Here is an 18,282-nt window from a genome sequence, read left to right on the forward strand (position 1 = left end):
CGGTCGGCGCCGGTCGTCACCGGGGCGGCCCGGGGCGACCGGCGGTGGGCTGGTCGGGACGGAGGCGACGCGGCGTGACGATGGAAGCAGAGCGCACCCTGCGCGACGAGGAGCTGGCCGGGCTGGCGGACCTCGCCGCCCAGCTGCGGGTCGACTCGATCCGGTGCAGCACGCGGGCCGGCTCCGGCCACCCCACGTCGAGCCTGTCGGCAGCCGACCTGCTGGCGGTGCTCGTCTCCCGCCACCTGCGCTACGACTGGTCGTATTCGGGCAACCGGGCCAACGACCACCTGATCTTCTCCAAGGGGCACGCCTCACCGCTGCTGTACGCGGTCTTCCGGGCCACCGGCGCGATCAGCGAGCAGGAACTGCTGGAGACCTACCGCCAGGCCAACTCCCGCCTCCAGGGCCACCCCACCCCGGTCCTGCCCTGGGTCGACACCGCCACCGGCTCGCTCGGCCAGGGGCTGCCGGTCGGCGTCGGCGTCGCCCTGGCCGGGCAGTACCTGGACAAGCTGCCGTTCCACGTCTGGGTGCTCTGCGGCGACAGCGAGACGGCCGAGGGCTCCATCTGGGAGGCGCTGGACAAGGCCGGGCACTACGGGCTGCGCAACCTCACCGCCATCGTCGACGTGAACCGGTTCGGCCAGCGCGGACCGACCGAGCTGGAGTGGGACCTGGACACCTACCGCCGGCGGGTCGAGGCGTTCGGCTGCCACCCGCTCGTCGTCGACGGCCACGACCTGGCCGCGATCGACGAGGCGTTCGGGCAGGCCCGGCAGGCGACCGGCCCGACGGTGGTGCTCGCCCGGACGGTCAAGGGCAAGGGCGTTCCGGAGATCGAGAACCGGCCGGACTGGCACGGCAAGGCGCTCGAGGCGGACCAGGCCGAGCGGGCCGTCCAGGCCCTCGGCGGCGTGCGGCAGATCCGGGTCGCCGGGCCGCGGCCCGCCGCCGCGCCGCCGGCCCCCGCCCCCGCCGGCCAGCAGCCGGAGCTGCCCCGGTACGAGAAGGGGGCGAAGGTGGCCACCCGCAACGCGTACGGGGACGCGCTGCGCGCGCTGGGCGTCCGGCCGGACGTGGTGGTCCTCGACGGCGAGGTGAGCGACTCGACCCGGGCGGACAAGTTCGGCGAGGCGTACCCGGACCGGTTCTTCGAGATGTTCATCGCCGAGCAGCAGCTGATCGCCGCCGCCGTGGGGCTGCGGGTCCGCGGCTACCGGCCGTTCGCGGCCACCTTCGCCGCGTTCCTCTCCCGCGCCTACGACTTCATCCGGATGGCCGGCATCTCCCGCGCCGACATCGCCCTCGCCGGCTCGCACGCCGGCGTGGAGATCGGCCCGGACGGCCCCTCCCAGATGGGGCTCGAGGATCTCGCCGCCCTGCGCGCCGTGCACGGGTCGACCGTGCTCTACCCGAGCGACGCCGTCTCCTGCGCGGCCCTGGTCGCCGCCATGGTCGACTGCGAGGGCGTCAGCTACCTCCGCACGACCCGCGGCAAGTACCCGGTGCTCTACGACAACGGGGACGACTTCCCGATCGGCGGCAGCAAGCTGCTCCGCGACGGGACCGACGTGACGCTCATCGGCGCCGGGGTGACCGTGCACAACTGCCTCGCGGCCGCCGACGAGCTGGCCCGGGAGGGGATCGACGCCCGGGTGATCGACCTCTACTCGGTCAAGCCGATCGACCGGCAGCGGCTGCTCGACGCCGTGCGGGACACCGGCGGCCGGTTGGTGGTGGTCGAGGACCACTATCCGCAGGGCGGGCTGGGGTCGGCCGTGCTGGAGGCGCTGGCCGACCTGGCCGAGCCGGTGCGGGTCAACCACCTGGCGGTACGCGGGCTGCCCGGCTCCGGGACCCCGGTCCAGCAGATGGACCGGGCGGGCATCGGCGCCCACGCCATCGTCGGCGCGGCCCGCGCCCTCGCCTGACGGCCGCTGGGCGACCCGGCCACGGTGCCACGGGACCCCGGGTCACCGCCGCAGGCGGATCTCCGCCGGATCCCGGTCGCTGCGCAGCCCCTTCCAGGAGGGGTGGCGGAGCCGTCGGTCCGGCGTCCACGAACGGAAGGTGACGTCCCCGACCAGCACCGGGTCGACCCAGACGGCGTGCCGGGCGTGCTCGCGCGGCACCGGGGCGGTGAAGGGCGGGTCCGGCCTGGTCAGCGGCTCCAGGCGGCCCGCCAGGTCGCGCAGCACGGCCTGGGTGAAGCCGGTGCCCACCTGCCCGATGTAGTGCAGCTGGTCGTCCTCGTCGTACATGCCGAGCAGCAGGGACCCGATGGCGCCGGCCCGCCGGCCGGCGCCGGGCTTCCACCCGCCCACGATCACCTCGACGGTGTCGTTCAGCGGCACCTTGACCCACGCCGCGCCCCGGCGGCCCGGCTCGTACGGCGACCGGAGCTGCTTGGCGACCACCCCTTCCAGGCCGAGGTCGGCCGCCGCCGTGGCCAGGTCCCGGCCGCCCTCGCCGGTCCAGTAGGGCGGCGTCTCGACGGTCTCGCCGCTGAGCCCCAGCTCCTCCAGCGCCGCGCGCCGCTCCGTGTACGGCAGGGCCGTGGTGTTCCGCCCGTCGAGGTGCAGCAGGTCGAACAGGTAGTACCGGACCGGGGTCGAGGCGACCAGCGCGGCGGCCGGCGCCCGGACGTGCATCCGCCGCTGGAGCGCCGAGAAGCTGGGCCGGCCGCCGGAGTCGAGCGCCACGATCTCGCCGTCGAGCACCGCCCGCCGCCCGGCCAGGAGGTCCGCGAGCTCACTCAGCTCCGGGTACGCCCGGGTGACGTCCCGGTCGTTGCGGCTGAGCAGCCGCAGCCCGTGGTCGACGTACGCGACCGCGCGGACGCCGTCCCACTTGAACTCGTAGCCCCACCCGGGCCCGGTGGGCAGCGCGCCGGCGCCGGCGAGCATCGGCGGCACGAGCGTCGGCATCCTGACGGCCACGCCCCGATCATGGCCGTCGCGGCCCGGAAGGATGCCGGTTTCCGGGGAACGGAGTCGTTTGTGGTGGTCGCCGGCGGGTAGCCACGCGGTCTCCGGGACGGAAGGACCGACGATGGCGGAACTGGAGTTCGTGGCGAAGGTGGCCGAACGGGCGGGCGTCCCGGCGGACACCGCGCGATCCCTGACCGAGGCCACCCTGCGCACCCTCGCCGAGCGGATCAGCGGCGGCGAGGCGGCGGACCTGGCCGACCACGTGGCGCACGAGCTGCGCCCGCTGCTGGCCCGGGCCCGTCCGGAGGAACCGGAGGCATTCGGGTACGACGAGTTCCTGCGCCGGGTGGCCGACCGCGCCGGGACGGCGCCGGACATCGCGGAGCGGGGCGCGCGGGCCGTGCTGCAGACCCTGCACCGGGTGGTCGGGCACATCGAGTTCGAGCACGCCCTGGCGCAGCTCCCACGGGAGATCGGCGCGCTGGCCCAGCCGGTGCCCCGCACGCCCTGACCGCCCACGGGGCGGGACGAAACGCCCACCCCGATGGCTACCCCGGTGCGGCCGGCCGGCCACTACGGTGGGCTGGTGACCGCCCTGAGCTTCGACCGCCACCGCGCCGAGATCGTCGCCCAGAGCGACCTGCTGCGCACCCACCTCGACGGCGCCGACCTGACCACGCCCGTCCCCTCCTGTCCCGGGTGGAACGTCGGCCAGCTGGCCCGGCACCTCGGCGGCGGGCAGCGCTGGGCGGCCGGCGTGGTGCGCACCCGCGCCGAGCGGCCGCCGTCGGACACCCACTTCCGTGACCTGTCCCCGTACGCCCGGGAGGAGCCGGCGGTGGTCGGCCCCTGGCTGGTGGAGAGCGCCGCCGCGCTGGCCGACGCGCTCGGCGAGGCGGGGCCGGACGTGGCCACCTGGACGCCGCTGCCCGTGCCGGCCGCCGGGGAGTTCTGGGCGCGCCGGTTCGCCAACGAGACGCTGCTGCACCGCGCGGACGCGGCCCTCGCCCTGGGCGTGGACTTTGCCGTCGACCCGGCGGTGGCGGTCGACGCGCTGGACGAGTGGATGGAGCTGGGCTCGCTGCCGCAGATGCTGGACTTCCACCCGCACCAGCGCGAGCTGCTCGGCCCCGACCGCACCCTGCACCTCCACGCCACGGACGTGCCCGCCGAGCTGGGCGCGGAGTGGCTGGTGGACCTCACCGGGGACACGCTCGCCTGGCGGCGGTCGCACGAGAAGGCGACCGTGGCGGTGCGCGGCCCGGTGACCGAGCTGCTGCTGATGGTCTACCGGCGGCGCCCGGTGGACACCGCGGTGGTCGAGGTGCTCGGCGACGGCAAGCTGCTGGACTTCTGGCTGGAGCGCGTCGCGTTCGGCTGAGCGCCGGCCAGGGGTCAGGTCACCGGGCGGGCTCGGTGGTCTGCTCCCACATCGACTTCATCTCGTCGAACGCCTGCTCCATGATCTGCACCATGGCCCGGCGGGCCGCGTCGCCGTCGCGGCGCTGCAGCGCCGAGGCCACGTCGGCGTGCAGCTGCAACGCCTGCTGATCGGGGTGGTGCGGCATCAGGTGGTAGTGGTGCCGGCCGGTGAGCACCTCGGCGACCAGTTCCCGCAGCTTGCCGAACATCTCGTTGCCGGAGGCGGCGAGGATCCGCCGGTGGAACTCGATGTCCAGGCGCAGGAAGCGGTCCTCGTCCCCGGCCTGCCCGGCCGCCCACATCTTCGCAGCGATCCCGACCAGGTCGCTCGCCTCGTCCGGGGAGATCCGGCGGGCGGCCAGCCAGGCGGCGTGCGGCTCGACCGCGGTCCGCAGCTCGGTGATCGAGCGGAGCTGCGCCATCCGGCCCGCGGAGGCGAGCCGCCAGCGGATCACCTGCGGGTCGAAGACGTTCCAGGCCTCGGCGGGGCGGATCAGGACGCCGACCCGGCGGCGCGTCTCGATCAGACCCATGGACGCGAGCACCCGGAGGACCTCGCGGATCACTGACCGGGAGACCGCGTGCCGGTCGACCAGCTCGTCGATGTTGAGCACCGAGCCGGCGGCGAGTTCGCCGCCGCAGACGGCCGTGCCGAGTTCGTCGAGTACGCGGGCGTGCAGCCCGGTCTCGCCCCCGGAGGAGGAGTGATCCACGCGTCGGAGCATATCAGTTGGGGGTCAACCCTTGAATAAATCAGCTTTTTCGGCCTAGCATCCGGTCGTTAAGCGGACGTTACAGCGTTGTGGCGCTCTTCCCCCGGGGCGGCGACCACGAGAAAAGGAGAGATGACGTGCGACGTCGATCGATATTCGGTACGTCTCTGGCCGTGGTTGCCGCCATGGGTCTGGCCGCCTGCGGCGGCGGTGGCGACGACAGCGGCGCGTCCAAGACGGTGCGCGTGACGCTGGCGAACCACGTCTGGACGGAGAACATCAAGGCGGCCCTGCCCGAGTTCGAGAAGCAGACCGGGCTCAAGGTCGAGATCACCCAGCTCGGCGAGGACCAGCTCTCCGACCAGTACAACGTCAAGCTCAACGCCGGGTCGTCCGACCTCGACGTGATGATGTACCGGCCCCTCCAGGAGGGGAAGCTCTTCGCCAAGAACAAGTACCTGGCCGACCTCTCCGAGCAGGTCAAGTCCACCAAGGACTGGGAATACTCCGACTTCCAGTCCGGCCCGGTCGAGGCCACCACGTACGAGGGCAAGTCGGTGGGCGTCCCGATCATCACCGAGCAGGAGGTCCTGTACTACCGCAAGGACCTGCTGGCCAAGGCCGGCCTGAGCGCCGCGCCGAAGACCCTCGACGAGCTCAAGGCCGCGGCCGCGAAGATCAAGTCGACCACCCCCGGCGTCGCGGGGTTCGTCGCCCGGACCGGCAAGTCGCCGGCGGTCACCCAGTTCTCCAGCTTCCTGTACAGCTTCGGCGGTGACTTCGTGGACGGCAGCGGCAAGGCGACCGTCAACAGCGACGCCGCCAAGCAGGCGTACGCCTTCTACGGCGGGCTGATCAAGGACTCCGGCCCGGCCAACGTCAGCACCGACATGAGCTGGCCCGAGGCGATGGCCATCTTCACCCAGGGCAAGGCCGCCTTCTACACCGAGGCCAACTCGCTCTACAAGAACGCCACCGACCCGGCCAAGTCCAAGGTGTCCGACACCGTCGGCTTCGCGCCGTTCCCGGCCGGCCCGGCCGGCTCCAAGCCGTACAACATCCCGTCGTGGGCGCTGGGCGTCAACGACGCCTCGAAGAACAAGAGCAACGCCTGGAAGTTCGTCGAGTGGGCCACCGGCAAGGAGCAGACCCTCGCGCAGCAGAAGGCCGGCGTGCCGGGCGCGCGTACCTCGGTCTGGGGCAACCCGGAGGGCACCGCGAACTACCCGAAGGACCTGGTCGAGGCCATCGCCGCGAGCACCAAGGGCGGCGTCGCCCACGACCGGCCCGTGGTCGTGAAGGTCGGCCAGGCCCGCGAGCTCGTCGGCCAGCCGATCGTCGACGCGATCACCGGCAAGGACCCGGCGGCCGCGGCCGACACCGCCAACGAGGCCTTCCAGAAGTTCCTGGACGACGAGGCCAAGTAGCGCGCGCGGGTGGTGGGGCGGCTCGCCCCGCCACCCGCGTACCCCTGTCGGTCCGCCCACCCCGGAGATCTCATGGCAACCGTCACCACCCCCCGCCGCGCGCCCGGCGGCGCCGGCGTCATGCCCGACACGCCCGGCTGGGCGCGCTGGGCCAACGACCACCGCAAGTGGCTCTTCGCCGCGCCCGCGATGGCCTTCGTCGCCGCCTTGATCGTGATCCCGCTGGGCTGGACCGCCTGGCTCAGCCTCACCGACGCCGAGGGGTCGGTCCGCGCCGAGAGCGAGTTCGTCGGCCTGCGGAACTACCTCGACGTGCTGTCGGACACCGACCGGTTCTGGCCGGCCGTCGGGCGGACCGCCGCCTTCACCGTCGTCGCGCTGCTGTTCGAGGTGGTCCTCGGGATGGCCATCGCGCTGCTGCTGTGGCGGCCGTTCAAGGGCCAGAAGTGGGTCCGGGTCGCCATCCTCATGCCGCTGGTCGCCACCCCGGTCGCGGTCGGCATGATGTGGCGGCTCATCTTCGACCCGAACATCGGCCTGGCCAACCAGGCGCTCCGCTGGGTCGGCATCGGCCCGCAGCCCTGGCTCGCCGGCCAGCACTCCGCCCTGCCCACCACGATCTTCATCGACGTGTGGCAGTGGACGCCGATGGTGGTGCTGATCCTGCTCGCCGGGCTGAGCTCGCTGTCCGAGGAACCCCAGGAGGCGGCGCGGATCGACGGCGCCAGCACCTGGCAGCGGTTCCGGCACGTCACTCTGCCGCTGCTGATGCCCACGGTGATCGTCGCGATCCTGCTGCGCGGCATCGACGCGCTGAAGACCTTCGACATCCTCTACGCCACCAAGGGCCGCGGCGGCGGCTCCTTCCACGAGGTGGAGACCCTGAACGTGTACGCCTACGGGCTGAGCTTCGACTACAACGAGTACGGCGTCTCCTCCACCGTCCTCATCCTCTTCTTCCTGATCATCATCGGGTCGATGTGGGCCCTGACCGCGCGGCGCAAGGAGGCCAAGCGATGAAGGCCAGTCCCGCGTACCGGGTGTTCCGGGTGGTGGCCCTTGTCCTCGTGGTGCTGTCGCTGGTCACGCCGCTGCTGTGGATGATCGCCGCATCCTTCAAGACCAACGTCGACATCTACGACACCGGCAAGGCGCTGGTCTTCTCGCCCACCCTGGACAACTACGCGACGGTGCTCAAGCAGTCGCACTACGTCCAGTTCATCGGCAACAGCCTGTGGGTGGCGTTCGCCGCCACCGTGCTGTCGCTGCTGCTCGGCGTGCCGGCCGCGTACTCGATGAGCCGGTTCAACATGAAGAAGTCGGCCCTCGTCGTGCTGATGGCCCGGGTCATCCCCGGCGTCTCGCTGCTGGTGCCCTGGTACTACGTCTTCTCGAACCTGAAGCTGGTCGGCGGCTTCACCGTGCTGATCCTCAGCCACATGTTCGTCTCGCTGCCGTTGATCGTCTACATCATGATGGGCTTCTTCGACGGCCTGCCCGAGGAACTGGAGGAGGCGGCGCTGGTCGACGGGCTCACCCACATCGGCGCGTTCCGCCGGATCACCCTGCCGCTGTCCGTGCCGGGCATCGCCACGGCCGGCATCCTGTCGTTCATCTTCTCCTGGAACAACTTCATGTTCGCCCTGGTCCTCTCCGGCGCGGACACCAAGACCCTGCCCGTGGCGATCTTCGACTTCGTCGGCTACGCCAGCATCGACTGGGGCGGCCTCATGGCCGCGGCCACCGTGGTCACCCTGCCGATCATGGTGATCGCCCTGTTCGTGCAGAAGTACGTGGTCTCCGGCCTGACCGCCGGCGCGACGAAGGGCTGAGCACCATGACCACCATCGCCCGCATCGAGACCTTCCTGGTCGCCCCTCGCTGGCTCTTCGTCCGGGTGGAGACCGCCTCCGGGATCGTCGGGTGGGGCGAGGCCACCTGCGAGGGCCGCTCCGAGACCGTCCGCGCCGCCGTCGACCAGCTCGCCGAGCTGCTGATCGGCCGGGACGCGCTGCGCATCGAGGACCACTGGCAGGTGCTGACCAAGGGATCGTTCTACCGGGGCGGGCCGATCCTGGCCAGCGCCGTGGCCGGCCTCGACCAGGCGCTCTGGGACATCGCCGGCAAGCACTGGGGCGCGCCCGTGCACCAGTTGCTCGGCGGCCCGGTCCGCGACCGGATCCGGGTGTACGGCTGGGTCGGCGGCGACGAGCCCGGCGAGGTCCGCGACCAGATCAGCGCCGCCCTCGACACGGGCCTGACCGCGGTCAAGATGAACGCCGCCGGCCGGATGAGCGCGGTGGCCTCGGTGGCCGAACTCGACGCCGTGGTCCAGCGGGTGGCGGCCGCCCGCGAGGTGCTCGGTGACCACCGGGACGTCGCGGTCGACTTCCATGGCCGGTTCAGTCTGGCCAGCGCCCGCCGGGTCGCCCCGCTGCTCGAGCCGTACCGGCCGTTCTTCCTGGAGGAGCCGGTGGTGCCGGAGAACTCGCACCTGATCGGCGAGTTCGTCCGCTCCACCACCACGCCGGTGTCCACGGGGGAGCGGCTCTACAGCCGGCAGGAGTTCCTGCCCGTCCTCCAGGCCGGCATCGCGGTGGCCCAGCCGGACCTCTCGCACGCCGGCGGCATCACCGAGGTCCGCAAGATCGCCGCGTTGGCCGAGGTGTACGACGTCCAGCTCGCCCCGCACTGCCCGCTCGGCCCGATCGCCCTCGCGGCCTGCCTCCAGGTCGGCTTCGCCACGCCGAACTACCTGATCCAGGAGCAGAGCATCGGCATCCACTACAACCTCGGCGCCGAGGTGCTCGACTACTGCCTCGACAAGACGCCACTGACCTTCGTGGACGGGTACGTCGAGCGGCTCACCGCGCCCGGCCTGGGCATCGAGATCGACGAGGCGGCGGTGCGCGCCGCCGGCAAGCGCGGCCATGCCTGGCGCAGCCCCATGTGGCGGCACCGGGACGGCTCCTACGCGGAATGGTGATCATGACCCTCGACCTCACCGCCGAACTCGCCGCGACCCGCCTGCTGGCGGTCATCCGCGGCACCGACCCGGCCGCCGCGATCGCCACCGGCACCGCCCTGCTCGCCGAGGGCGTCCGCGTGGTCGAGGTGGCCCTGACCACGCCCGGCGCGCTGGACGCCATCGCCGCGATCCGGGCCGCCGCCCCGCCCGGCTCCCTGGTCGGCGCGGGCACCGTGCTCACCCCGGCCGCCGTCGCCGACGTGGCCGCGGCCGGCGCGCAGTTCATCGTCACCCCGGCCGTCGTCGACTCGATCGGCGAGGCGGCCCGCCGGGGGCTGCCGGTGGCCGCCGGGGCGCTCACCCCGACCGAGGCGTACGCCGCGGTCCGGGCGGGAGCCGCCGCCGTGAAGCTCTTCCCGGCCTCGCTGGGCGGGCCGGCGTACCTGAAGGCGCTGCGCGACCCGTTCCCGGACATCCCGTTCGTCGCGGTCGGCGGGGTGGGGCTGGCCGAGCTGCCCGGCTACCTTGCCGCCGGGGCGATCGCGGTCGGCGTCGGCGGCCCGCTGGTGGGCGACGCCGCCTCTGGCGGCGACCTCGACGCCCTCCGCGCCCGGGCCCGCTCCTACCTGGCCGCCGTCGGATGACCGGCGCCGAACCCCGCACCCTGGCGGCCATCGTATGACCGCCCTGGACCTGCTCACCTTCGGCGAGGCGCTGGTCTCGCTGCGGTCGGCCGGGCCGCTCACGGCCGGTGGCGCGCTCACCCCGCACCTGGCCGGGGCCGAGTCCAACGTGGCGATCGGGCTGGCCCGGCTCGGTCACCGGGCGGCCTTCGCCGGCCGGGTCAGCGACGACGAGCTGGGTGGCTTCCTGCTGCGCCAGCTCCGCGCCGAGGGAGTCGACGTGACCCACGTGGTCCGCGACCCCGAGCGTCCCGCCGGGCTCATGTTCCTGGAGCGGCGCACCGCCGACCTGACCCGGGTGCTCTACCAGCGGGCCGGGTCGGCCGGGTCGGCGCTGGGCGTCGACGACCTGCGGCCCGCCCTGGCGGCCGGCGCCCGGGTGCTGCACCTGACCGGGATCACCCCGGCGCTCTCCGCGAGCGCCCGGGAGGCCGCCGGATGGGCGGCCGAGACCGCCGCGCGGGCCGGCACGCTGGTCTGCCTGGACGTCAACCACCGGGCGAAGCTGTGGTCCCGGGACGTCGCGCGAGCCGTGCTCACCCCGCTCGCCGGGCACGCCTCGGTCGTGGTCGCGTCGGCCGACGAACTGGACCTGGTCGGCGCGCCCGGCGCGGACGAGGAGACCGTGGTGGCCGGGCTGCTGGCCCGGGGCGTGTCGACCGTGCTCGTGAAGCTCGGCGGCGACGGCGCCCGGGCGTACACCCGCGAGGGCCGCCGGGACGCGGCGGCACTGCCCGTGACGGCGGTCGACACCGTCGGCGCGGGAGACGCCTTCACGGCCGGCTACCTCTCCGCCCACCTGGACGGGCTCGACCTGGCCGGGCGGCTGCGCCGCGCGGTCACCCTCGGCGCCTTCGCCGTCGCCGGACCCGGCGACTGGGAGGGCCTGCCGCGCCGGGACGAGCTGTCCCTCCTGGACTCCCGGCAACCCGGCGACACCCTTCGCTGACCCACCCCGAGAAAGGCACCCGCGTGAAGATCGTCGCAGCGGACGTGATCGTCTCCAGCCCCGACCGAAACTTCGTCACCCTCCGGATCACCACCGACGAGGGACTGACCGGGCTCGGCGACGGCACCCTCAACGGCCGGGAGCTGGCCGTCGCGTCCTACCTGGCCGACCACGTGGTCCCGCTGCTCATCGGGCGGGACCCGCACCGCATCGAGGACACCTGGCAGTTCCTGTACCGGTCGGCCTACTGGCGGCGCGGGCCGGTGACCATGGCCGCCATCGCCGCCGTCGACGTGGCGCTGTGGGACATCAAGGCCAAGGCCGCCGGGATGCCGCTCTACCAGCTCCTCGGCGGCGCCTCCCGGACCGGGATCATGGCGTACGGGCACGCGTCCGGCCGGGACCTGCCCGAGCTGTTCGACTCCATCCGCGCGCACCTGGAGCTGGGCTACCGGTCCATCCGGGTGCAGACCGCGGTGCCCGGCATCAACGCCGTGTACGGCGTCGCCGCCCAGCCCAGCATCGACGGCAAGCGGTACGACTACGAGCCCGCCCAGCGCATCCCGCTGCCCGCCGAGGAGGACTGGGACACCCGCGCGTACCTGCGCCACCTGCCGGCCGTGTTCGAGGCGGTCCGCAACGAGTTCGGCCCCGAGCTGCCGCTGCTGCACGACGGCCACCACCGGATGACCCCTATCCAGGCCGCGAAGCTCGGCAAGGCGCTCGAACCGTACGACCTGTTCTGGCTGGAGGACTGCACCCCGGCCGAGAACCAGGAGGCGCTGCGGCTGGTCCGCCAGCACACCACCACCCCGCTGGCCATCGGCGAGGTCTTCAACACCGTGTGGGACTACCAGACGCTGATCCGCGAACAGCTGATCGATTACGTCCGGTCCGCCGTCACCCACACCGGGGGCATCACCGCGATGCGCAGGCTGCTCGACTACGCCGCCCAGTACCAGATCAAGTCCGGCATCCACGGCCCGACCGACATCTCGCCGGTCGGCATGGCCGCCGCGCTCCACCTCGACCTGGCCATCCACAACTTCGGCATCCAGGAGTACATGCAGCACGGCCCGCTCACCAACGAGGTGTTCCGGCAGTCGTTCACCTTCGTCGACGGGTACCTGCACCCGGGCGAGCAGCCCGGCCTCGGCGTGGAGCTGGACTCCGAGGCGGCCGCCCGGTTCCCGTACCAGCCGGCGTACCTGCCGTTCAACCGGCTCCAGGACGGCACCGTCCATGACTGGTGACCGGCCGCCCACCCGGCACGTCGTGGTGATGGGCGTGTCCGGGGCGGGCAAGACGACGGTGGCCCGGGGGATCAGCGAGCTGACCGGCTTGCGGTTCGCCGAGGCCGACGAGTTCCACTCGGCCGCCAATGTGGCCCGCATGCGCGCCGGCGTCCCGCTGGACGACGCGGACCGCTGGCCCTGGTTGTGCGCCCTGGCCGGGTGGATGGCGGACCGGCACGCCGAGGGGGTGTCCACCGTGCTGACCTGCTCGGCGCTGAAGCGCGCCTACCGGGACGTGCTGCGGCAGGGGCCGGCGGACGTGGAGTTCCTGCACCTGGACGGGGCCGCCGAGCTGATCCGGGACCGGTTGGACCGGCGGGTCGGGCACTACATGCCGGCCAGCCTGTTCGACTCGCAGCGGGCCATCCTGGAGCACCTGGGGCCGGACGAGTCTGGCGTGGTGCTGGAGGTGGCGGCGCCGCCGGACGAGCTGGCCCGGGCGGCGGTCGCCCGGCTCGGTCTGCCGGTGCGCGCCTCGGTCGCCGGCCCCTGACGGGCGCTCGCCGGCCGGTGGGCGGGGCGCCGCCGGCCGGCGGTCAGTCGGGTAGCGCGTCCAGGTAGACCCAGCGGCCGTCCTCCCGGACGAACCGGCTGTGCTCGGCCACCGTGCCGGGCCGGCCGGCCTCCCGGTAGTGCGCGCGGAACCGGACGGTGCCCTCGGCGTCGAACAACCCGCCCCGGTCGGTGTCGAGCACCTCCAGCCGGGTCCACCGGGTGCCCGGGTCCAGCCGCAGCCGGGGTGGCCGGGTGATGGAGTGCCAGCTGCGCAGCAGGTGCGCGGCGTCGCCCACGGCGAATGCGCTGTACCGGGACCGCATCAGCGCCTCGGCCGTCGCGGCCGCCGCGACGCCCCGGTGGATGGGGCCGCAGCAGTCCGGGTACGGCAGGCCGGACCCGCAGGGACAGGGTCCGCCCGTCGGGTCGGCCACGCTCCGGCGGGCACCGCGTTTCGCCACCCGGTCATTCTCGCCGACGGCTCACCGGGCGCTCGTCCGGGCCGTCCGCCGGGTGCCGAACGACTCCATGGTGGTCGCCTTCCGCGCCGGCGTCCGCGTCTCGGCGACCCGGCGGGCCTTGGCGCCGGCCGCGGCCTTCTTGGCGGTGGCCGCGCGGGCCGTGCCCTTGGCGGCCGGGGCCTTCTTCGCCGTGGTCCGCGTGGCCGGTGCCTTCTTGACCGTTCTCCTGGTGCCGGGCGCCTTCTTGGCAACGGCCTTCTTGGCCGCGGCCTTGGTGGCGGGGGCCTTCTTCGCCGCCGTGGCCTTCTTCGCCGTGGTGGCCTTCTTCGCGGCGACGGCCTTGGCGGTGGGCCTGCGGGTGGGTGTGGCGGTGGTGGCCGAGGTGGCCTTCTTCCGCGCCACCCGCGCCGTCGTCGGGGTGGGCTTTCCGCCGGGGCTCTTGGCGGCGGTCGCCCCGGTCGCCCGCTTGGTGGCGGTCGCGACCTTCTTCGCCGCGGCCTTGTTCGGCATCGGGGCCTTGCGGGCCCCGGTGGCCTTCCTGGCGCTGCTGGGTCTGGTGGCCGCCTGGGCCATTGGTCCTCCTCGCGGTCCGCCGCGGCCCGGACGGGCATCGTCCGGCGACGTCGGGCCGGCCGGCCCGCGCGGCGCGCGTGTCTTCCCGCCGCGCCGGTGGTCAAACACCGTCGTGGATTGGCCCAGTGAAACGCACACGGATCGGCACTGCCGATGGGCCGGTCGTCGACCTAACGTCGGATCGGCACCGGAGAACGAGAGGACCTGAACGACCATGACGACCGTCGACATGTGGTTCGACCCGCGCTGCCCGTGGGCCTGGAACGCCTCCCGCTGGCTGCTGGAGGTGGAGCGGGTCCGCGAGGTCCGGGTCCGCTTCCACGTGATGAGCCTGTCCCTGCTCAACGAGGGACGCGAGGGGCTGGAGGAGTGGTACCGCGAATGGCTGAAGCCGGGCCTCGGCCCGGTCCGGGTCTGCGTGGCCGCCGCGCAGAAGCACGGCCCGGAGGTGCTGCGCGACCTCTACACGGCGCTGGGCGAGCGGATCCACCACGAGCGCGCCCCCATCGGCCGGGACCTGTACGCGGCGGCGCTGACCGAGGTCGGCCTGCCCGTCGACCTGGCCGACGCCGCCGACGCCACGGACCACGACGAGGCCCTGCTGGCCAGCCACCAGGCCGGGCTCACCCCGGTCGGCGAGGACCTCGGCACGCCGACCATCCACGTGACCGGCGCCGACGGGTGGGTGAACGCGTTCTTCGGGCCGGTGGTGGCGCCGATCCCGGCCGGCGAGGCCGCCGGCCGGCTCTGGGACGGGGTGCTGCTGGTCTCCGGCACCGACGGGTTCTTCGAGCTGAAGCGGGCGCGGACCCGCCGGCCGATCGAGCACACCTGAGGCTGACCGGGCCGCGGCGGGTGCGCTGCCCCACCCGCCGCGGCCGGCGTCTCAGACCCCGATCCGGGACCAGTCACCCCAGATCGCGAACGTCATCCCCCGGCTCGCCTGGATGTTGACGAACAGGGTGTGCCCGTCCGGGCTGAAGGTGGAGCCGGCGAACTCGTCGTTGGACCGGTCAGCTCCGGTGCTGCTGACCAGCCGGTTCAACGCGATGTCGAACAACTCGCCGCGCGGGGTGAGCCCGCGCACGTAGTTGTCGTTCACGTTGTCCTCGCAGACCACCAGCGTGCCGCGCGGGCTGGTGGTCACGTTGTCCGGGAAGTCCAGCACATCGGGCCCGGGCGACTCGTACAGCAACCGCAGCACCTGCGCCCGGCAGTCGTAGGCCCACACCTGGCCGTGCCCGTTGCCGAATCCGTCGGCGACGGGGCCGGTCGACGTCTCGGCGGGGCCGCCGCCCTGGGTGGCCGTGAAGTAGACGACGCCGTCGTCGTACGCCGACCCCTCCAGGCGGGAGAAGTAGGCGGCGCCCCGGTCCCAGCCCTGCCGCGAGACGTACGTCAGCGCCTGGTCGTTCGTCGTCGGCGCGGCCTGGCCCGGGGTGTACGGGAACCGCGGCGCCGGGTCGTCGATGTCCACCCACTGCACGGGGTACGTCGCGTGCCGTCGCTGCGCCGCGGCCAGGTTCAGATTGCGGCGACCGCGCACCGCGAGCATCTGCAGCCGGCCCCCGTCGGCCAGCCGGCCGGACCTCATCGGGTCCACGGGGGGCGTGTACCGGTAGAAGCCGGACGGGAAGCCGAAGTTGTCCTCGGTCAGGTACAGGTGCCCGCCGCGCGGGTCGTAGGCCACCGACTCGTGCGCGAAGCGGCCGGCGGCGGTGATCGGCGCCCGGTCCGACTGCCCGTCCGCGGGCACCTCGTAGACGAAGCCGTGCGGCTGGGTGAGCGGAACGTTGGAGGTGCCGGTGAAGTCCGGGCCGACGTCCGGCCCGTTGACCGTCTCCTCACAGGTGATCCAGCTGCCCCAGGGCATCCGACCGCCGGAGCAGTTCATCATGGTGCCGTTCAGGCTGGTCCACGAGCGCCGGACCTCGCCGTGGCGGGTGACCTCGACCGTGGTGGTGCCGCCCTGCGCCATCGGGTCGTACGCCGCGGCGGCGTCGCCGAAGGCGGGGCCGGGGTTGTTCACCTCGTGGTTGCGGACCAGCCGGACGGTGCCGTCCGGCCCGCGGAAGGCGCCCATGCCGTCGTGCCGGCCGGGCAGCCGCGTGCCGTCGTCCAGCGTCACGGGGAACTCGGTGTCGTGGAACGAGCGGTACTGGAAGCCGTCGGGCAGGTGCAGGCGGACCTTGCCGTCGCGCAGGTCCGGCACAGGCCCCAGGGTCGGGTCGGGTGCCGGACGCCGGCCGACCGCGCCGGCCTCGCCACGCGCCACGAACCCGATGAACGGGCCGCCGAGGACGGCGCCGCCGGCCGCGACGACGGCGCCGCGCAGCAGGGTGCGCCGGTGGAGATCAGGCATCGGGACTCCTTTGTCGCCAGGTCGCCGTCCATCGAGGCCGGGGACCGATCCTCCGAGTGATCCTCGTCACCTGTTCACCGCATGGCAACCTCTGAGCAGGGTCGCGGCCGGGTTCGGTACCTCAGGTCGGCGTGGTCGAACTGTTCAGGCCGCCGGCAGGTCCACCGGCAGTGGCACCGGCCGCTTCGCCACCCGGTCGTCGCCGGAGGAACGCCCGCGCAGGTGCCGACCCAGCCAGGGCAGCAGGTGCCGCCGGGTCCACGCCAACTCGGCGCGGACCGCCTCGTGGCGGGGGCGCCGGGCGGCCGGCGGCAGGGGGCGTGACCACGAGTCGTCGTACCCGGGCAGGCCGGCGGTGTGTGCGAGCGCCGCGGCGATCCGCTCGTGGCCGGCCGAGTTGGCGTGCAGCCGGTCGTCGCTCCACAGCCGCGGGTCGGAGGCCACCGGATGCGCGCCCAGGTCGAGCAGGGTGGCCCCGGTCTCGGCGGTGGCCGCGCGGACCGCCTCGTTCAGCGCCAGCACCCGGCCCCGCAGCGGGCGCGCCAGCGGCATGACCGGCGCCGGGTCGGGCAGGGTGAAGGTGAGCACGGTGGCGCCTTGGCCGACCAGCGCCCGCTGCATGGCGCGCACGTCCTCGACCACCCGGTCGGCGTCGAAGGACGGCCGCAGCACGTCGTTCATGCCGGCCACCACGGTCGCCAGGTCGGGGGCCAGCTCCAGCGCCACCGGCAGCTGCTCGGCGCGGATCCGCGCGGTGGTGCGGCCGCGGATGGCGAGGTTCGCGTACTCCAGGCCGCCCTGGGCGCGGGCCACCGCGAGGGCGAACCGGTCGGCCCAGCCCCGGTAGCCGCCCGCCTCGTCCGGGTCGTCCAGCCCCTCCGTGGTGCTGTCGCCGATCGCCACGTACCGCCGCCACATCATGCTGGCCAGCCTACGGAACCCCGCCCGGCCGTTCCGGGACAGCGCCCGCACGGCTCGACCGCTAGCGTGGGGCGGAACATGAGCCCGACACAACGTCGCCTCGACCCCGACCAGGTCCGGCGCTACCTGGCCGCCTCGCTCGGCCCCACGCCCGGGGTGGCCGACTGCGGGCCGCTGACCGGCGGCGGGTTCGCCGCCGTCTGGTGGGTCACCCTCGACGACGGGCGGGCCGTGGTGCTCAAGGTGGGGCCGCCGCCGCACATCCCGCTGCTGCGCTACGAGCGCGACATGATCGGGGCGGAGGCGCGCTACCTGCGGCTGGTCGCCGCGCGGGCGCCCGCCGTGCCGGTGCCGCCGCTGCTGCACCACGGCCGCGACCCGGTGCTCGGCGACTGGCTGCTCACCGGCCTGCTGCCCGGCCGCACCCTGTGGGACCTGACCCGGGCCGGCGCGGAGGTGGGCCCGGTCCGGGCCGAGTTCGGCCGGGCGCTCGCCACGCTGCACGGCGTCACCGGCGACCGCTACGGCTACGACGGCGGCCGGGCCGGCGCGCCCACGTGGCGGGGCGCGTACACGTCCATGCTGGACGACCTGCTCGCGGACGCGGCGGACTGGGCGGTGCCGCTGCCCGTGCCCGCGGCCCGGATCCGCGAGCTCGTCGAGCGGCACGCCCACGTCCTCGACGCGGTACGCCGCCCGGCGCTGCTGCACTTCGACGGCTGGGCCGGCAACGTCCTCGCGCTCGACGACCCCGACGGGACCCCCCGGCTCAGCGGACTGGTCGACGGGGAGCGCCACCTCTGGGGCGACCCGCTGCTCGACCTGGTGTCGCCGCTGCTGTTCCGGCGCGCCGAGGACGAGCCGGACGACCCCCTCGTGCGCGCCTACCGGACGGCCGCGCCGTTCCCGCTGGACGCCGGGGCGCGCCGCCGGCTCGGGCTCTACCGGCTGCACCTCTACCTGCTGATGACCGTCGAAATGCCCAGCCGGGGCATCACCGCCGAGTCCGACCCGTGGCGGGTGGCCCGCCTCGCCGAGCTGCTCGACGTCGAACTGTCCGACCTGGAGCGCCCGTGACCG

Annotated in this window: 19 protein-coding genes; 13 read left to right on the plus strand and 6 right to left on the minus strand. The window is 73.8% G+C overall.

Features of this window, described 5'->3' with window-relative positions; all coding sequences use genetic code 11:
* Window positions 1-80 precede the first annotated feature (80 nt).
* A complete protein-coding gene (locus ACFYPD_RS08655; RefSeq protein ID WP_387110612.1) occupies window positions 81-1,934 on the plus strand; it encodes a transketolase in 1,854 nt (617 codons plus the stop codon).
* Window positions 1,935-1,976: 42 nt separating this feature from the next.
* On the opposite strand, the gene ligD is transcribed toward ACFYPD_RS08655, so the two are convergent.
* Window positions 1,977-2,942, minus strand: a complete 966-nt coding sequence (ligD, locus tag ACFYPD_RS08660; protein WP_387110443.1) for a non-homologous end-joining DNA ligase — start codon at window positions 2,940-2,942, stop codon at window positions 1,977-1,979.
* A 112-nt stretch (window positions 2,943-3,054) separates the two neighbouring features.
* Here ligD and ACFYPD_RS08665 point away from each other — a divergent pair, with 112 nt between their 5' ends.
* Window positions 3,055-3,444 (plus strand): DUF2267 domain-containing protein, encoded by a 390-nt coding sequence (locus ACFYPD_RS08665; RefSeq protein WP_387110445.1) that lies wholly within the window; start codon window positions 3,055-3,057, stop codon window positions 3,442-3,444.
* A 75-nt stretch (window positions 3,445-3,519) separates the two neighbouring features.
* Entirely contained in the window at window positions 3,520-4,314 is a 795-nt protein-coding gene (locus tag ACFYPD_RS08670; protein ID WP_387110447.1) for a maleylpyruvate isomerase family mycothiol-dependent enzyme, read from the plus strand.
* Between the two features lie 19 nt (window positions 4,315-4,333).
* On the opposite strand, the gene ACFYPD_RS08675 is transcribed toward ACFYPD_RS08670, so the two are convergent.
* On the minus strand, window positions 4,334-5,068 hold the full coding sequence (locus ACFYPD_RS08675) for a FadR/GntR family transcriptional regulator (RefSeq protein WP_387110448.1): 735 nt from the start codon (window positions 5,066-5,068) through the stop codon (window positions 4,334-4,336).
* A 185-nt stretch (window positions 5,069-5,253) separates the two neighbouring features.
* On the opposite strand from ACFYPD_RS08675, the gene ACFYPD_RS08680 reads away from it, so the two are divergent.
* The 8 genes from ACFYPD_RS08680 (at window position 5,254) to ACFYPD_RS08715 (ending at window position 12,883) form a co-directional block, all read left to right on the plus strand.
* On the plus strand, window positions 5,254-6,495 hold the full coding sequence (locus ACFYPD_RS08680) for an ABC transporter substrate-binding protein (protein ID WP_387110450.1): 1,242 nt from the start codon (window positions 5,254-5,256) through the stop codon (window positions 6,493-6,495).
* Between the two features lie 72 nt (window positions 6,496-6,567).
* Window positions 6,568-7,515: a carbohydrate ABC transporter permease gene (locus ACFYPD_RS08685; protein ID WP_387110452.1), complete on the plus strand. Its 948-nt coding sequence runs from the start codon at window positions 6,568-6,570 to the stop codon at window positions 7,513-7,515.
* On the plus strand, window positions 7,512-8,327 hold the full coding sequence (locus tag ACFYPD_RS08690; protein WP_387110454.1) for a carbohydrate ABC transporter permease: 816 nt from the start codon (window positions 7,512-7,514) through the stop codon (window positions 8,325-8,327). The genes ACFYPD_RS08685 and ACFYPD_RS08690 overlap by 4 nt, the downstream gene beginning before the upstream one ends.
* Before the next feature lie 5 nt (window positions 8,328-8,332).
* Complete coding sequence (gene dgoD, locus ACFYPD_RS08695; protein ID WP_387110455.1) at window positions 8,333-9,481, plus strand: galactonate dehydratase; 1,149 nt, start codon at window positions 8,333-8,335, stop codon at window positions 9,479-9,481.
* 2 nt (window positions 9,482-9,483) lie between these two features.
* Entirely contained in the window at window positions 9,484-10,107 is a 624-nt protein-coding gene (locus tag ACFYPD_RS08700) for a bifunctional 4-hydroxy-2-oxoglutarate aldolase/2-dehydro-3-deoxy-phosphogluconate aldolase (RefSeq protein ID WP_387110457.1), read from the plus strand.
* Window positions 10,108-10,141: 34 nt separating this feature from the next.
* Window positions 10,142-11,095, plus strand: coding sequence for a sugar kinase (locus tag ACFYPD_RS08705; protein ID WP_387110459.1), 954 nt, complete (start codon window positions 10,142-10,144; stop codon window positions 11,093-11,095).
* Window positions 11,096-11,118: 23 nt separating this feature from the next.
* Window positions 11,119-12,348 (plus strand): D-mannonate dehydratase ManD, encoded by a 1,230-nt coding sequence (gene manD, locus ACFYPD_RS08710; protein ID WP_387110461.1) that lies wholly within the window; start codon window positions 11,119-11,121, stop codon window positions 12,346-12,348.
* Window positions 12,338-12,883 carry a gluconokinase gene (locus ACFYPD_RS08715; protein ID WP_387110463.1) on the plus strand — a complete coding sequence of 182 codons (546 nt, stop codon included), beginning with the start codon at window positions 12,338-12,340 and terminating at the stop codon, window positions 12,881-12,883. The genes manD and ACFYPD_RS08715 overlap by 11 nt, the downstream gene beginning before the upstream one ends.
* 43 nt (window positions 12,884-12,926) lie before the next feature.
* Here ACFYPD_RS08715 and ACFYPD_RS08720 read toward each other — a convergent pair whose 3' ends face one another.
* Together ACFYPD_RS08720 and ACFYPD_RS08725 are read right to left on the minus strand one after the other, a co-directional pair.
* On the minus strand, window positions 12,927-13,346 hold the full coding sequence (locus tag ACFYPD_RS08720) for a YchJ family protein (RefSeq protein ID WP_387110465.1): 420 nt from the start codon (window positions 13,344-13,346) through the stop codon (window positions 12,927-12,929).
* Window positions 13,347-13,367: 21 nt separating this feature from the next.
* A complete protein-coding gene (locus ACFYPD_RS08725) occupies window positions 13,368-13,919 on the minus strand; it encodes a histone H1 (RefSeq protein WP_387110466.1) in 552 nt (183 codons plus the stop codon).
* A 214-nt stretch (window positions 13,920-14,133) separates the two neighbouring features.
* Here ACFYPD_RS08725 and ACFYPD_RS08730 point away from each other — a divergent pair, with 214 nt between their 5' ends.
* The gene (locus ACFYPD_RS08730) at window positions 14,134-14,754 is read left to right on the plus strand and encodes a disulfide bond formation protein DsbA (protein ID WP_387110468.1); all 621 of its coding nucleotides are present in this window, start codon (window positions 14,134-14,136) and stop codon (window positions 14,752-14,754) included.
* Between the two features lie 51 nt (window positions 14,755-14,805).
* Here the strand turns inward: ACFYPD_RS08730 and ACFYPD_RS08735 are convergent, their stop codons facing one another.
* Window positions 14,806-16,281 carry a PhoX family protein gene (locus tag ACFYPD_RS08735; protein WP_387110469.1) on the minus strand — a complete coding sequence of 492 codons (1,476 nt, stop codon included), beginning with the start codon at window positions 16,279-16,281 and terminating at the stop codon, window positions 14,806-14,808.
* Window positions 16,282-16,425: 144 nt separating this feature from the next.
* Window positions 16,426-17,202 (minus strand): SGNH/GDSL hydrolase family protein, encoded by a 777-nt coding sequence (locus tag ACFYPD_RS08740; protein ID WP_357071794.1) that lies wholly within the window; start codon window positions 17,200-17,202, stop codon window positions 16,426-16,428.
* Between the two features lie 78 nt (window positions 17,203-17,280).
* Here ACFYPD_RS08740 and ACFYPD_RS08745 point away from each other — a divergent pair, with 78 nt between their 5' ends.
* Window positions 17,281-18,279: a phosphotransferase family protein gene (locus ACFYPD_RS08745; RefSeq protein WP_387110471.1), complete on the plus strand. Its 999-nt coding sequence runs from the start codon at window positions 17,281-17,283 to the stop codon at window positions 18,277-18,279.
* Window positions 18,280-18,282: the final 3 nt, after the last annotated feature.

The sequence above is a fragment of the Micromonospora sp. NPDC005299 genome, from assembly GCF_042872345.1.
Classification (GTDB): domain Bacteria; phylum Actinomycetota; class Actinomycetes; order Mycobacteriales; family Micromonosporaceae; genus Micromonospora.

What these genes read in the sequence shown, in the direction of transcription:
- ACFYPD_RS08685 (WP_387110452.1), top strand. Translation starts at nt 6,568, where the DNA reads ATGGCAACCGTCACCACCCCCCGCCGCGCGCCCGGCGGCGCCGGCGTC.
- ACFYPD_RS08715 (WP_387110463.1), top strand. Translation starts at nt 12,338, where the DNA reads ATGACTGGTGACCGGCCGCCCACCCGGCACGTCGTGGTGATGGGCGTG.
- ACFYPD_RS08680 (WP_387110450.1), top strand. Translation starts at nt 5,254, where the DNA reads ATGGGTCTGGCCGCCTGCGGCGGCGGTGGCGACGACAGCGGCGCGTCC.
- ACFYPD_RS08705 (WP_387110459.1), top strand. Translation starts at nt 10,142, where the DNA reads ATGACCGCCCTGGACCTGCTCACCTTCGGCGAGGCGCTGGTCTCGCTG.
- ACFYPD_RS08735 (WP_387110469.1), bottom strand. Translation starts at nt 16,281, where the DNA reads ATGCCTGATCTCCACCGGCGCACCCTGCTGCGCGGCGCCGTCGTCGCG.
- ACFYPD_RS08745 (WP_387110471.1), top strand. Translation starts at nt 17,281, where the DNA reads ATGAGCCCGACACAACGTCGCCTCGACCCCGACCAGGTCCGGCGCTAC.
- ACFYPD_RS08655 (WP_387110612.1), top strand. Translation starts at nt 81, where the DNA reads ATGGAAGCAGAGCGCACCCTGCGCGACGAGGAGCTGGCCGGGCTGGCG.
- ACFYPD_RS08730 (WP_387110468.1), top strand. Translation starts at nt 14,134, where the DNA reads ATGACGACCGTCGACATGTGGTTCGACCCGCGCTGCCCGTGGGCCTGG.
- ACFYPD_RS08740 (WP_357071794.1), bottom strand. Translation starts at nt 17,202, where the DNA reads ATGATGTGGCGGCGGTACGTGGCGATCGGCGACAGCACCACGGAGGGG.
- ACFYPD_RS08665 (WP_387110445.1), top strand. Translation starts at nt 3,055, where the DNA reads ATGGCGGAACTGGAGTTCGTGGCGAAGGTGGCCGAACGGGCGGGCGTC.
- ACFYPD_RS08700 (WP_387110457.1), top strand. Translation starts at nt 9,484, where the DNA reads ATGACCCTCGACCTCACCGCCGAACTCGCCGCGACCCGCCTGCTGGCG.
- ACFYPD_RS08725 (WP_387110466.1), bottom strand. Translation starts at nt 13,919, where the DNA reads ATGGCCCAGGCGGCCACCAGACCCAGCAGCGCCAGGAAGGCCACCGGG.
- ACFYPD_RS08690 (WP_387110454.1), top strand. Translation starts at nt 7,512, where the DNA reads ATGAAGGCCAGTCCCGCGTACCGGGTGTTCCGGGTGGTGGCCCTTGTC.
- dgoD (WP_387110455.1), top strand. Translation starts at nt 8,333, where the DNA reads ATGACCACCATCGCCCGCATCGAGACCTTCCTGGTCGCCCCTCGCTGG.